This window comes from Micromonospora sp. DT41 (assembly GCF_049841715.1).
Taxonomy (GTDB): domain Bacteria; phylum Actinomycetota; class Actinomycetes; order Mycobacteriales; family Micromonosporaceae; genus Micromonospora; species Micromonospora profundi.
This window is the reverse complement of the sequence record NZ_JBNCKU010000006.1, coordinates 411816-423571: the sequence shown is the minus strand read 5'-3', so window position 1 is coordinate 423571 and position 11756 is coordinate 411816. Positions and strand designations below refer to the sequence as shown.

General features: G+C 72.2%; 12 protein-coding genes. 6 read left to right on the top strand and 6 right to left on the bottom strand.

Features of this window, described 5'->3' with window-relative positions:
• Positions 1–148 precede the first annotated feature (148 nt).
• Positions 149–1159, bottom strand: a complete 1011-nt coding sequence (locus ACLQ23_RS14825; protein WP_167945600.1) for an ABC transporter permease subunit — start codon at positions 1157–1159, stop codon at positions 149–151.
• A complete protein-coding gene (locus ACLQ23_RS14820; RefSeq protein WP_355593489.1) occupies positions 1156–2163 on the bottom strand; it encodes an ABC transporter ATP-binding protein in 1008 nt (335 codons plus the stop codon). The genes ACLQ23_RS14825 and ACLQ23_RS14820 overlap by 4 nt, the downstream gene beginning before the upstream one ends.
• A 118-nt stretch (positions 2164–2281) precedes the next feature.
• On the opposite strand from ACLQ23_RS14820, the gene ACLQ23_RS14815 reads away from it, so the two are divergent.
• Both ACLQ23_RS14815 and ACLQ23_RS14810 read left to right on the top strand, forming a co-directional pair.
• Entirely contained in the window at positions 2282–3136 is an 855-nt protein-coding gene (locus tag ACLQ23_RS14815; protein WP_425880732.1) for an ABC transporter ATP-binding protein, read from the top strand.
• A 22-nt stretch (positions 3137–3158) separates the two neighbouring features.
• Positions 3159–4055 carry a ribokinase gene (locus ACLQ23_RS14810; RefSeq protein WP_167945596.1) on the top strand — a complete coding sequence of 299 codons (897 nt, stop codon included), beginning with the start codon at positions 3159–3161 and terminating at the stop codon, positions 4053–4055.
• Positions 4056–4062: 7 nt separating this feature from the next.
• Here ACLQ23_RS14810 and ftrA read toward each other — a convergent pair whose 3' ends face one another.
• Positions 4063–5097, bottom strand: coding sequence for a transcriptional regulator FtrA (gene ftrA / locus ACLQ23_RS14805; RefSeq protein ID WP_425880731.1), 1035 nt, complete (start codon positions 5095–5097; stop codon positions 4063–4065).
• A 71-nt stretch (positions 5098–5168) separates the two neighbouring features.
• On the opposite strand from ftrA, the gene ACLQ23_RS14800 reads away from it, so the two are divergent.
• Positions 5169–5627, top strand: a complete 459-nt coding sequence (locus ACLQ23_RS14800) for a rhodanese-like domain-containing protein (RefSeq protein ID WP_355593497.1) — start codon at positions 5169–5171, stop codon at positions 5625–5627.
• A gap of 25 nt (positions 5628–5652) precedes the next feature.
• On the opposite strand, the gene ACLQ23_RS14795 is transcribed toward ACLQ23_RS14800, so the two are convergent.
• Entirely contained in the window at positions 5653–6381 is a 729-nt protein-coding gene (locus tag ACLQ23_RS14795) for a hypothetical protein (RefSeq protein WP_425880730.1), read from the bottom strand.
• An 81-nt stretch (positions 6382–6462) separates the two neighbouring features.
• Between ACLQ23_RS14795 and ACLQ23_RS14790 the strand changes: the two genes are divergently transcribed.
• A complete protein-coding gene (locus ACLQ23_RS14790) occupies positions 6463–8031 on the top strand; it encodes an alpha/beta fold hydrolase (protein WP_425880729.1) in 1569 nt (522 codons plus the stop codon).
• A gap of 8 nt (positions 8032–8039) precedes the next feature.
• On the opposite strand, the gene ACLQ23_RS14785 is transcribed toward ACLQ23_RS14790, so the two are convergent.
• Positions 8040–8522, bottom strand: coding sequence for a DUF6232 family protein (locus ACLQ23_RS14785; RefSeq protein WP_355593503.1), 483 nt, complete (start codon positions 8520–8522; stop codon positions 8040–8042).
• A gap of 132 nt (positions 8523–8654) precedes the next feature.
• On the opposite strand from ACLQ23_RS14785, the gene ACLQ23_RS14780 reads away from it, so the two are divergent.
• Positions 8655–10349, top strand: coding sequence for an Ig-like domain-containing protein (locus ACLQ23_RS14780; protein WP_355593505.1), 1695 nt, complete (start codon positions 8655–8657; stop codon positions 10347–10349).
• 23 nt (positions 10350–10372) lie between these two features.
• Here the strand turns inward: ACLQ23_RS14780 and ACLQ23_RS14775 are convergent, their stop codons facing one another.
• Positions 10373–10855: a DUF6232 family protein gene (locus tag ACLQ23_RS14775; protein WP_355593507.1), complete on the bottom strand. Its 483-nt coding sequence runs from the start codon at positions 10853–10855 to the stop codon at positions 10373–10375.
• A gap of 98 nt (positions 10856–10953) precedes the next feature.
• On the opposite strand from ACLQ23_RS14775, the gene ACLQ23_RS14770 reads away from it, so the two are divergent.
• Positions 10954–11727: an enoyl-CoA hydratase/isomerase family protein gene (locus ACLQ23_RS14770; protein ID WP_355593509.1), complete on the top strand. Its 774-nt coding sequence runs from the start codon at positions 10954–10956 to the stop codon at positions 11725–11727.
• The last annotated feature ends 29 nt before the right edge of the window (positions 11728–11756 follow it).

The following is an 11756-nucleotide window of genomic DNA, read 5'->3' as shown; positions in this document are numbered from 1 at the left end:
TTGTTGTGTTTCTTTTTTTTTTTTACTCCCCCCCCTGCCGGCGCCCCGCTGGGGGCGCCCCCCCCCGCGCCCCCCCACGACCGGGGAAGTCCGGCAGCGGCGGCCGGCCCTGGCCGTCCGGCGCGGCGGCTGGCGGGGGTGGCCCGCCTCAGACCAGGTCGCGGCGGCGGAACACGGCGAACGCCGCCGCTGTCAACGCGCCGGTGAGCAGAAGCAGCACCGCCAGCGCAGGCCGCCAGGTCAGCGTGTAGAGACCGTCGCAGAAGGCGCCCGTCGAGTTGTAACAGAGCTGCGGATCCCAGAACCGTGCCTCGCCGGTGAGCCACGCCCCGATGTGACTGGAGAGCATCAGCTGGTCCGGCCGCCGGGCGTCCACGATCTCCATCACCACCCGGGCGCCCAACTCCCACACCACGGCGTACGCGGCGACGGCACCGAGCGCCGCCGACGTGTGCCTGCCCAGCGTCGCGATGGCGAAGCCCAGGGCTGTGGTCAGCAACACCAGCACCAGACCGCGGCCGTGGACGGCGCCCAGCGACCGCCAGAACTCCCCGTCGGGCTGGCCGGCCAGCCCTGCCGCCTGACCGATCACCCAGAACGTGGCCAGGTAGACCAGCGAGGCCACCACCGACAACGCCAGCACCACGCCGAGCAGGGTGCCGAGCTTGGCGGCGAGCACAGTGAGCCGGCGTGGTCGCCACAGCAGCAGGTTCACCACCCCGCCGGAGTTCAGGTCCGCGCCGATGTACGAGGCGCCGACCAGGAACCCGAACATCGCCAGGAACGCGATGAGGAAGTACAACAGCGGGCGAGCCTGCTGGGCGAAGCTGAACACCCCGCGCAGATAGTCCGAAGCGATAGGCAACCGGTCCTGCCGGGCCGGGTCGATCTCCGAGCAGTCGGCGGGTTGATAGTCGCCGGTGTCGCGGGGGACCGTGCGGTCCTTCCAGGCCAGGCACTCCTGGAACGCTGCCTCCATGCCCTGCCGTGCGGCGATGGCCTGCGTCCGCGCCGAGGCCATCTCCTCGGCGCTGGGCTTGTGTGAGCCGGCCAGTGTGGTCGCCGCGGTGACGGCGAACGCCAGCGCCAGCAGGACGACCATGAGCTGCACGAAGCGGCGCGCGGCCAGCCGCTCCAACTCGGCCCGGACCAGGTTCACGAGTCCACTCCCCGTACGTCGAGATCGATCATCGCGCGGTCCTCGTCGTCGGCCGGCACCGCCGAACCGTCGACCTGGCGTGGCATCCACGTGTGCCCGGCACCGGTCAGCTCCAGGAAGACGCTCTCCAGATCAGGCCGCAGCGGCGTCAGCTCACCCACCCACAGCCCCTGCTCGCCGAGCGCCCGACTGACCACCGTCGGATCGGTCACCCCGCTCACCACAAGCGCGTCGCCGTCCACGACCGCCGTCAGCTCCACCGCCTGCAACACCTCGGCGGCACGCTCCGGCTCGGCCACCCGGACCAGGAACTCGTGCCGGTCGTAGCCGGCCAGCACCTCGTCCACCGGACCCGCCGCCACCCGCCGGCCCCGCGAGATGATCGTGACGTGGTCGCAGATCAGCTGGATCTCGCCCAGGATGTGACTGGACACCAGCACTGTCACCCCGGTTGCCGCCAGCCTCCGCATCAGGTCCCGCATCTCCCGGATCCCCGCCGGGTCCAGACCGTTCGCCGGCTCGTCCAGGATCAGCAGCTGTGGATCCTTCAACAGCGCCGAGGCCACAGCGAGGCGCTGCTTCATCCCCAGCGAGTAGCCCTTGACCCGCTCGTCACCACGGTCACGCAGGCCCACCAGCTCCAGAGCCTCGTCCACCCGTGAGACCGGCACCCCGCCCGCGCGGGCGAGCAGCCGCAGCGTCCGGTACCCGGTGAAGTTGCCGAAGAACTGTGGGCTCTCCACTATCGCGCCGACCCGCCCGGCCACCCGGGGCAACAGCTCCGGCGACCGCTCGCCGAACACCCTCATCACCCCGCTGTCGGCGCGTACCAGCCCGAGCAGGGCACGCAGGGTGGTCGTCTTGCCAGAGCCGTTCGGGCCCAGGAAACCGTGGACCTGACCCGCCTCGACCAGCAGGTCGAACCCGTCCACCGCCACCCGCCGGCCGTTGCGCACGCTGTGGAAGGTCTTGCGCAGACCCTCGATCTCGATGACCGCGCTCATCCGCGCGGCTCCGTACGTCGACCTGGCACGAGCCGTCCTCCAGCGATGGTGATCAACGACACGGCGCTCACCCTATGGCCCAGACGCCGCCCATGGGGGGTACGTCCACGCTGCGTGGTTGGATGGACAGGTGACTGGTGACCTGATCCCCGGCGCCGTCAGCGCCGCGCCTGCCGCCGCCCCCGTGGACCCGGATCTGGTGGTCAGCCTCGACAGCGTCGGCGTACGCCGCTCCGGCACCGCTCTGTTGCAGGACCTGACCTGGCGCGTCGAGCTGGACGAGCGCTGGGTCGTGCTCGGCCCCAACGGCGCGGGCAAGACCACACTGCTCAACCTCGCCGCCGGCCGCCTGCACCCCACCACGGGTGTCGCGCACGTCCTGGGCGAGCGGATCGGCCGCACCGACGTCAACGAGCTGCGTACCCGGATCGGGCTCTCCACAGCGGCGCTCGCCGAGCGGGTGCCCGCCGACGAGCAGGTGAGCGACGTCGTGGTGACCGCCGCCTGGTCGGTCGTCGGCCGTTGGCGGGAAAGCTACGACCGCAGCGACGAGGCGCGGGCGCGGGCGCTGCTCAGCCAGCTCGGCATCGGCGGCCTGGCCGAACGTCGCTACGGCACCCTCTCCGAGGGCGAACGCAAGCGGGTCCAGATCGCCCGGGCACTGATGACCGACCCGGAGCTGCTGCTGCTCGACGAACCCGCCGCCGGGCTCGACCTGGGTGGGCGTGAGGACCTGGTCGCCCGGTTGGCCGAGCTGGCGTACGACCCGGACGCCCCGGCCATGGTGCTCGTCACCCACCACGTGGAGGAGATCCCGCCCGGGTTCACCCACGCGCTGCTGCTGCGCGAAGGGGCGGTGGTCGCCCAGGGGCTGCTCGCCGAGACGCTCACCGGCGACAACCTCTCCAAGACCTTCGGTCTGCCGCTGGTGGTCGAGCGGTCCGGCGACCGCTACACCGCCCGCGCCGCCTGAGCAGCCGACGGGGAGGGTGACCATGTCGCAGACCCGCGTGGTCGTCGTGGGCAGCGCCAACATGGACCTGGTCGCGATGGCGCCCTCGCTACCTCGGCCGGGCGAGACAATGCTCGGTACCGACTTCGTGATGGTGCCCGGCGGCAAGGGTGCCAATCAGGCGGTCGCCGCCGTCCGGGCCGGCGCCTCCTGTGTCTTCCTCGGCGCCATCGGCTCGGATGCCTTCGGCGTCACCCTCAAGGCCCGGATCACCGCGGCCGGTGTGGACACCAGTCATCTGCGCGTGGTCTACGGCGCGTCCGGCGTGGCGCTGGTGATGGTCAACGCGCAGGGGGAGAACGCCATAATGGTGACCCCCGGCGCCAACGACGCGCTTGTCGGTCTCACCGACGACGAACTCGCGGCGATACGCGCGGCGGACGTCCTGGTCGCCCAGCTGGAGATCCCGGTGCAGACCGTGGCCGCCGCCGCTGTGGCCGCCCGCGCCGCCGGCACCCGGGTCATCCTGAACGCCGCACCGGCCCGGGCCCTGCCGCCGGAACTGCTCGCCGCCGTCGATCTGCTTGTCGTCAACGAGGGCGAGGCGCAGGCGTTCACCGGTCGGGGCCGGGAGGAACCGCGCGCTCTGCTCGACCTGGTGCCCCGCGCCGTGCTCACCCTCGGCGACGCGGGCGCCTGGTACGTCGACCGGGACGGCACCGAGGCGCACGTGCCCGCGGTACCCGTCGACGTGGTCGACTCCACCGCCGCCGGTGACGCGTTCACGGCCGCGCTTGCCGTCGGCTGGGGCGAAGGTCGGGACGTTGTCGACGCGGTGCGCTGGGCGTCGGCGGCCGGCGCTGCCTGCGTCCGCAAGCTCGGTGCCTCGGTGGCACTGCCGCGACGCGCCGAGATCGACGAGCTGTACGCCCCGGGCTGACCTCCGGCTACCGCAGCCCGCCGCGCACGGCGCCGACGCGGAAAGCCCTGCGGTACGCCGTCGGGGACGTCAACATGAGCCGTCCGAAGTGGTGGCGGTAGGTGACCGCCGTGTCGAACCCCACTGCCGTGGCGACCTGCTCGACCGGGGTGTCCGACTCCTCAAGCAGCGCCAGACTGGCGCGGACCCGCTTGTCGATCAGCCAGCGGATCGGGCTGGTACCGGTGGCCTGGGCGAAGTGCCGCAGGTAGGTGCGGGGCGACATGTGCGCCTGCTGGGCGAGCCGGGCGACGGTCAGTGGCTCGGCGAGATGCGCGAGCGCCCAATCGATGCTGCCCGCGATCCGGTCGTCGTCGGTGCCGGCCGGCACGGGCGCCTCGACGAACTGCGCCTGCCCGCCGTCGCGGTGCGGCGGAATCACCAGCCGCCGGGCCACCGCGTTGGCGATCGCCGCACCGTGATCGCGCCTGATCACGTGGACGCAGAGGTCCAGGCCGGCAGCGCTGCCGGCACTGGTGAGCAGGTCACCGTCGTCGAGGTAGAGCACGCCCGGGTCGACCTGGACGCGGGGGTACCGGCGGGCCAGAAGTTCCGCGTACCGCCAGTGGGTGGTGGCTCGACGGCCGTCCAGGATCCCCGCGCCGGCAAGTGCGAACGCACCCGAGCAGATCGACATGATCCGCGCACCGTCGCGGTGTGCCCGACGCAGCGCGGCGACCAGCCCGGGTGACGGGTCCGCTGTCACGTCCGGCACGCCGGGCACGATCACCGTCCGCGCCGCCGCCAGCTCCGCCAGGCCGTACGGGGTGTGCAGGCTGGCGCCACCGACCACCGGCACCGGCCCTGGCCGCTCGGCGCAGACCACCAGGTCGTACCAGTCGACGTCGAACTCCGGCCGGGGCAGCCCGAACACCTCGGTGACGATGCCGGTCTCGAACACCGACATCCCCGGGTACGCGAGCACCGCGACGCGGTGACGGTCTGCCGGCCGCCGGCGCGTCGACGGTCGGCGCGGCTCGCTGACAGTGGTGCGGCTCGGCATGGCGGGATGTTAGCGCAGGTTGTCGTTCCCGCCACTCGCCCCGATCCGGCGACCACGGCCACGATCGGTGCATGACCTTCGCCTTCGCCGTCCCAGCGGCCGACCCGGCTACCGCCGCCGCCCACTTCCTCGCCCGGCTCAGCGTCGAGACCGACGTCAGCGACGTCCACGCCGACCTGTCCGCCCGTACCCCCGGTCTGGTGGTTGTCGACTCCCGGGGGGAGGCGGCCTGGGCGCAGGGGCACCTGCCCGGGGCCGTGCACCTGCCCACCGCCGAGATCGCCGACCGGGCGACCGGGTTGATCCCCGCCGGCACGGCGGTGGTCACCTACTGCTGGGGTCCGGGCTGCAACGGCGCGACCAGGGCGGCGCTGGAGTTCACCCGGCTCGGCTACCCGGTCAAGGAGATGATCGGTGGGTTCGAGTACTGGGTGCGGGAGGGGCTGCCGGTGGTGACGGAGACGGGGCTGACCCGACGCCCGGTGGACGACCTGACGGCGCCCACCGCGACGATCACCTGCGACTGCTGACCTGGCCCTCGGGCCCGGCGCGGGCTCAGCCGGCGGAGTCGTCGCCGAGCTTCTCGCCCCGGCGACGCAGCATGCCCAGGCCGGGGATGCCGGCCACGGCGAGCTTGAGGTCGCGGGTGACGTCCAGCAGGTCGTGCAGGTCGGGGCCGACCCGGTCCAGTGTGGACAGGATAGGCAGGATGTCGGCGGTCAGGTGCTGCTTGAGCTTTGGCAACTCGTCGATCAGGTGGATCGCCGCGGTGATCTCCTCGTGGCTCAGCTCCTCCACGAACCGCCCGGCCATCGGGGCGGCCCTGCGCAGCGCCGGCTCGTACGCCGCAAGCAGTTCGGCTGCCGTCGTCGCCGCCTGGGCGGCGCTGCGCACCGTGACCGCTGCGGTGCCGGCCACCATGCTGGCCTCGGTGACCACCGTGCCCGCGGCCCTGGAGACCTGCTCGGCTTCCCGGACCACCACGGCGGCGGACGCCGCCACCTCGGTGGCGGTGTCGATGGCGGTGGTCGCGGCGGCGCTGATGACTGCCACCTCGCGGACCGCCCCCTCGGCGTCGGTGAGCACCTGATCGGTCCGGTCCAAGGTCGTCTCGATCCGGTCCACCACGCCGTTGATCCGAGCCAGCAGCGCCTCCACCCCGTCCAGCACCGCGAACGCGCGGGCGGGCACGGCAGCGAACGAGACGGCCGAGCCCATCGCCTGGTCGAGAGCGGAGCGGGTCAGGCCGACCACAGCGGCTGGAGTGGGGAGGGGAATCGCCATGGGATCAAGTGTGCGCCGGTAGCGCCACAAGCGCTCGTCCGGCGGAGTCGCCGGCGGCCCGTTCGACGGTAGGGTGCCGGCATGCCGGCACCCTCGCCGCACCGCCCGCCGAGCACCCGGACCACAGTTCTGCTCGCCGTGCTCGCGGCCGTCGCCGCCGCGCTCGGCACGCTGGTGCTGGTCAGAGCCGACGACGGCCTCACCGTCCGGCAGGTAACCGTCGGCGGCGTGCCGATGACCGAGGTACGCGCCGGTGCGCCGACACCGGACGTGCGGCGGCCAGGCGTGGTGATCGCACACGGGTTCGCCGGCTCGGCCCGGCTGATGCGCCCGATCGGCGACACCGTGGCCCGTCGAGGGGCCGTCGCGCTGCTGTTCGACTTCGCCGGTCACGGTGCCAACCCGGCGCGACTCGGTGCCGACATGTCTTCCGCGACTCTGGCGGCCGACGTGGATGCCGCCGTCGCCCACGTGCGTTCACTGCCCGACGTGGACCCGAACCAGATCATGCTGCTGGGGCACTCGATGGGTGCCGGTGCCGTCACCAGGTACGCCGTCGACCACCCGGAGATCGCCCGGACCGTGGCGATCTCGCTGCCCAGCGCCGGTGAGCTGCCACCCGGACGGCCGGCGGAGCTGCTGCTCATCGTCGGCGGCGCGGAGTTCCCAGCGTTCCGGCGCGCGGCCGACGACGCCGTCGGACGGGGCGCGGCGGTGAGTCGACGGCCAGCGGCGGTGGTGCCGGGTGTCGAGCACATCTCGGTGCTCTTCGCCCCGCGTACCCATCAGGAGATCGTCGACTGGCTGCCCAGCACCGACGGGACGGCCGCTCCACGGCCGCTCGTCCGGCTCGCCGGGGCGGCGCTGCTGGTGCTGGCGTTCGGCGTCGGGGTGGTTCCGCTCGCGGCGCTACTCCTGCCGAGGCGGAGCGCCGGCCCGGAGCGGTCCGGGCGGAGGGCTCCGCTCGGTGGCCTGACCCTGTTCGGGCTGACGACTCTCGCCGCCGGGGCCGGTGCGGTAGCCGCGGCGGTGATGCCCACCAACCGGCTGCCACTCGCCGTCGGCGGCTACGTCGCAGGCTTCCTGCTGGTCACCGGCCTGCTGGTGGCCGCCGGGCATCGGTGGCTGCCGCGACCACCCTCCCCAGCGGCAGGTGTTCCGGCATCAGCCGCCGTCGCGGCAGGTCGCGGGGCTGGGGACCGGGCCGCCGTCGCGGCCGGTCCTTCGGCGGGGGCGCGGACCGCCGTCGCGGCGTTGGCCCTGACCGGGTACGCGGTCCTCGCCGTCGCGCTGCCGATCCACCTGGGCCTGACGTCGGCGTGGCCGGTGGGCCCCCGCTGGTGGCTGCTCCCGCTGGTGCTGGGCGCGTGTCTGCTGTACCTGCTGGGCGTCGAACTGGTCGCCGACGGCCGGGCGTGGCGACACCTGCTGGTCGTCGCCGTCACAGTGCCGGTGCTGACCATGGCGGCGCTTGTCGGCGTGGCACCGGGCTTCGTGCTGCTTGTGGTGCCGTTGTTCGTGCTGCTGCTCGGCTGGCACGCCATCTGGGCGGCGGTGCTGCGCCGGTACGCGGCCCCGCGCTGGCTGTTGGCAACGGTGGGTGCCGCCATCGTGGGCTGGCCGATCGCCACCACCCTGCCGCTGAACTGACCGGCGATCTATCGGTGGTCGCCCTGCTGCTCGACGGCCCGCTGTACGGCCCGGTAGATCTGCCCGAACCGCAACGCGTCCGGTGTACGCAGCAGCAACTGTTCCTGACCGTGGTGTTGCACCCACAACTCGTGCACATGGCTGCCGCGCTCGTAGGAGCGATCCAACCAGCCGAGCGGGATCTCCAGAAACGGTGTCAGCGCCAGCGCCCCCACCGCGCAGGCGGCCAGGATGATCAGCGCCAACTGCCAGTTGCCCCGGTCCTGCGCCGACCAGGCAAGCGAGAGCACGCACACGACAGCGACAAGCGGCGGCAGCGACAGCAGCAGCACCAGGACACCGCGCCCCAGCACACGACCGCGCACCGCGAGGGTCTTCGCCCCCCGCGCGTGCCAGACGAACGTCACATCCGACAGGGCGATCACGTGACCACCGGCCCGGATCGACTCGGAGGTCACCTGCACCGCGTCGTCCCGGTAATAGAGGGTCATCACTAAGCATAACCATTGGCTGGCAACCCGGAGCTGCATCGTTCACGACATCGCCGGCCCAGGGCGTCTTGACTTGCGGCGCTGCCCACGCCGAGGATGACAGTGATGAACTTCGATCACGGGGGATCGTTGATGAGGAATCGCATCGTCTGTTCGGCAGTTGCCGCGCTCGCCGCCGCCTCCGCGGCCCTCGCCGTGGTGCCTCCGGCATCCGCCGCCGGTGGGTGTGCCGTGCAGATGCAGACCAGTTACCAGTACCAGTCGATGGTCCGCGGCGACATCACCGTTGTGAGCGTGGGCCGGTCGCTGTCGGACTGGACGCTCGGGTTCCAGGTCCGATACCCGAGCGAGCAGGTCAAACACGTCGACGGCGTGCGCTGGGAGCAGCGCGGCGAGCAGGTCACGCTGCGCAGTCTGCCCGGCAGCGTCCTGCCGGCGGACCGGCAGGTGTCCTTCGAATACGTCATGACGTACGGGGTCAAGCGCAGCGGACCGGTTGCCTTCACCCTCAACGGCGTCACCTGCGGGACCATTTTGCCGCCGTCGTCCACGCCCGCCCCGACGGTCTCGGCCACACCTAACCCGACGGCCTCTGCCACGCCCAACCCGACGGTCTCATCCACACCCGCCCCGACGGTCTCGGCCACGCCCAACCCGACGACGAGCCCGACGCCGAGCCAGTCGGCCAGCCCCGGGCCCGACCCGAACAGGCCGGTCGTGCGGATCACGCGGCCCGAGAACGGTGACCACTTCTTCGCCCCGGCGACGATCACCGTGGAGGCCGCCGCCACGCCAGCGCCGGGCCGGCGGATCACCCGGGTCGAGTTCTTCGGCACCGGCAACACGCCGGAGCCGGTCCCGCTCGGCATCGACACGACGGCGCCCTACACCGCCCAGTGGCGTGACGTGCCTGCCGGCGGGTACAACGTGTTCGCCTGGGCGTACGACGACCAGGGCGCGAAGCAGGCAGCCACCGCCCCGTTCGTCCGGGTGCTCACGCCGGGCGAGGAGCGGCAGGCCCCGTACGTCAGCGTGGTGAGGAATCGTCTCTGGGGCATCTCCCCTGTCGTCGACGCCGTTGCCCCCCGACCGCTGTCGCCGATGGCGCGTACCGGTGCCGAGTCCCGATGCGTGAACGGGCAGGGCATCTGGGACGGTCCGGTCGACGCGAACGCCGTGGCCGGGCTCGTCGCACGTGGCTTCCAGGCGGCGTACATCTCGCTCAACGAGGCTTGCTGGCTCGGCCTGCCGTACGTCGACCCGCGCTACGGCGGCGAGCCGTACCGGCAGGAGGTCGTGGCATACACGCAGCGGTTGATCGCCGCCGGCATCACGCCGGTCGTCGCGCTCACCTGGAGTCACGGCCGCTACACCGGACCGGGTGCGACGTGCCGGGACGAACGGGCGGTCTGCGCCAAGCCGATGCCCGACGCCACGTACGCCATCGACTTCTGGCAGAGCGTCGGTCAGACCCTCGGCACCGAAGCGGTGGTGTACGACCTGTTCACGGCGCCGTACCCGGACCGGGCGATCGGTGATCCGGCTCTCGCATGGACGTGCTGGCGCGAGGGTGACGTGGCGTGCTCCGCGCTCGGCTATCCGGCGGTCGGCATGCGGTTGCTGCTGGCCGCGGTCCGGACCGGTTCCGCTGGTGTGCTGCTCGCCAGCGGGCTCAATGGCGGCAACGACCTTTCCCGGTGGGCCGCGTACCGGCCGGAAGACCCGGTCCACAACGTGGCCGCCGCCTGGCGGCCGGCGGCACCTGGCGACTGCCGACCGCCGGTGCTGACACAGGCGCCCGTCGTCGTCACAGCCGCCTGCCGTTAGGGCGGCCCGCCTGCCCGGGTGGGCTAGCGGCGGGCGGCGGGGCGGCGGATGGGCTGGCTGTGCTCGACGGCCCGTTGCAGCGCCCGGTAGATCTGGCCGAAGCGCAGCGCGTCACCGGTCTGCAACAGCCGCACCGGATGGCCGCGCCAACGGATCCAGATCTCCAGTTGCCGGCTGCCCCTGGCGTACGAGCGGTCGAGGTGTTCGAAGAGGAAGTCGGCGACCGGGCCGACGGCCAGGCCGACAAGCACCGAGGCGCCGACGATCGCGATCGTCACGGTGGGAGAGCGGTGCAGCCAGACGGCCACGCCGATGCCGAGCACCGCCGCGACAAGGGGGCCGGCCAGCGCCGCGCCGATCGCACCCCGACCGACGAGGACCCGCCAGGAACGGCTGCCCCGGCGGTGCCACACCATTGTGATCTGGCCCAGGGGGTAGCTGCGACCGTCGACCCGGACGGCGGTGGAGGTGACCTGCACCGACTTGTCGTCGTAATACGTGACCATGGCTGTACTCCCACCTGCGGGACTGACACCACACTACTTACCCAAACGAGCCTGGTCGTAAGGTTGGCACGCGACTTCGACGAGGAAGTGAGGGCAGCGTGGGCGAGTTCGTTCGGCTGGAGATCAAGGACGGCATCGGCACCATCCGGCTGGAGCGGCCGCCGATGAACGCGCTGAACACCCAGGTGCAGGAGGAGTTGCGCGCGGCCGCGACGGACGCCACCGCCGACCCCGAGGTCCGCGCCGTCATCGTGTACGGCGGGGAGAAGGTCTTCGCCGCTGGCGCGGACATCAAGCAGATGGCCGAGATGTCCTACGTGGACATGGCCGACCGGGCGGCTGCACTGTCCAGCGCGCTCGGCGCGATCGCCCGCATTCCCAAGCCGGTGGTCGCGGCGATCACCGGGTACGCCCTCGGCGGCGGCTGCGAGCTGGCGCTGGCCTGCGACTGGCGGGTGGTGGCCGAGGACGCCAAGCTCGGTCAGCCGGAGATCAAGCTCGGCATCATTCCCGGTGCCGGCGGTACGCAGCGGCTGGCCCGTCTTGTCGGCCCGGCCCGTGCCAAGGATCTGATCATGTCCGGGCGCATGGTGGACGCGCAGGAGGCGCTGCGGATCGGCCTGGCCGACCGGGTCGTCCCAGCTGCCGAGGTGTACGACGCTGCCGTGACGCTCGTCAAGCCGTACCTCAACGGGCCTGCTCAGGCGCTGCGGGCGGCGAAGCTGGCTGTCGACGGCGGCCTGGACATGGACCTGAACTCGGGCCTGGCGTGGGAGAGTCAGCTCTTCGCGGCGCTGTTCGCTACCGACGACCGGCGCGAAGGCATGGCGGCGTTCGTCGAGAAGCGCAAGCCGGGCTTCACGGGTCGCTGACCCTCGCGGGGTGCGCGGATCGTCGATCG

Coding starts and splice junctions, on each gene's coding strand:
- ACLQ23_RS14820 (WP_355593489.1), bottom strand. CDS start 2,163: ATGAGCGCGGTCATCGAGATCGAGGGTCTGCGCAAGACCTTCCACAGC.
- ACLQ23_RS14810 (WP_167945596.1), top strand. CDS start 3,159: ATGTCGCAGACCCGCGTGGTCGTCGTGGGCAGCGCCAACATGGACCTG.
- ftrA (WP_425880731.1), bottom strand. CDS start 5,097: ATGCCGAGCCGCACCACTGTCAGCGAGCCGCGCCGACCGTCGACGCGC.
- ACLQ23_RS14800 (WP_355593497.1), top strand. CDS start 5,169: ATGACCTTCGCCTTCGCCGTCCCAGCGGCCGACCCGGCTACCGCCGCC.
- ACLQ23_RS14795 (WP_425880730.1), bottom strand. CDS start 6,381: ATGGCGATTCCCCTCCCCACTCCAGCCGCTGTGGTCGGCCTGACCCGC.
- ACLQ23_RS14790 (WP_425880729.1), top strand. CDS start 6,463: ATGCCGGCACCCTCGCCGCACCGCCCGCCGAGCACCCGGACCACAGTT.
- ACLQ23_RS14785 (WP_355593503.1), bottom strand. CDS start 8,522: ATGACCCTCTATTACCGGGACGACGCGGTGCAGGTGACCTCCGAGTCG.
- ACLQ23_RS14780 (WP_355593505.1), top strand. CDS start 8,655: ATGAGGAATCGCATCGTCTGTTCGGCAGTTGCCGCGCTCGCCGCCGCC.
- ACLQ23_RS14775 (WP_355593507.1), bottom strand. CDS start 10,855: ATGGTCACGTATTACGACGACAAGTCGGTGCAGGTCACCTCCACCGCC.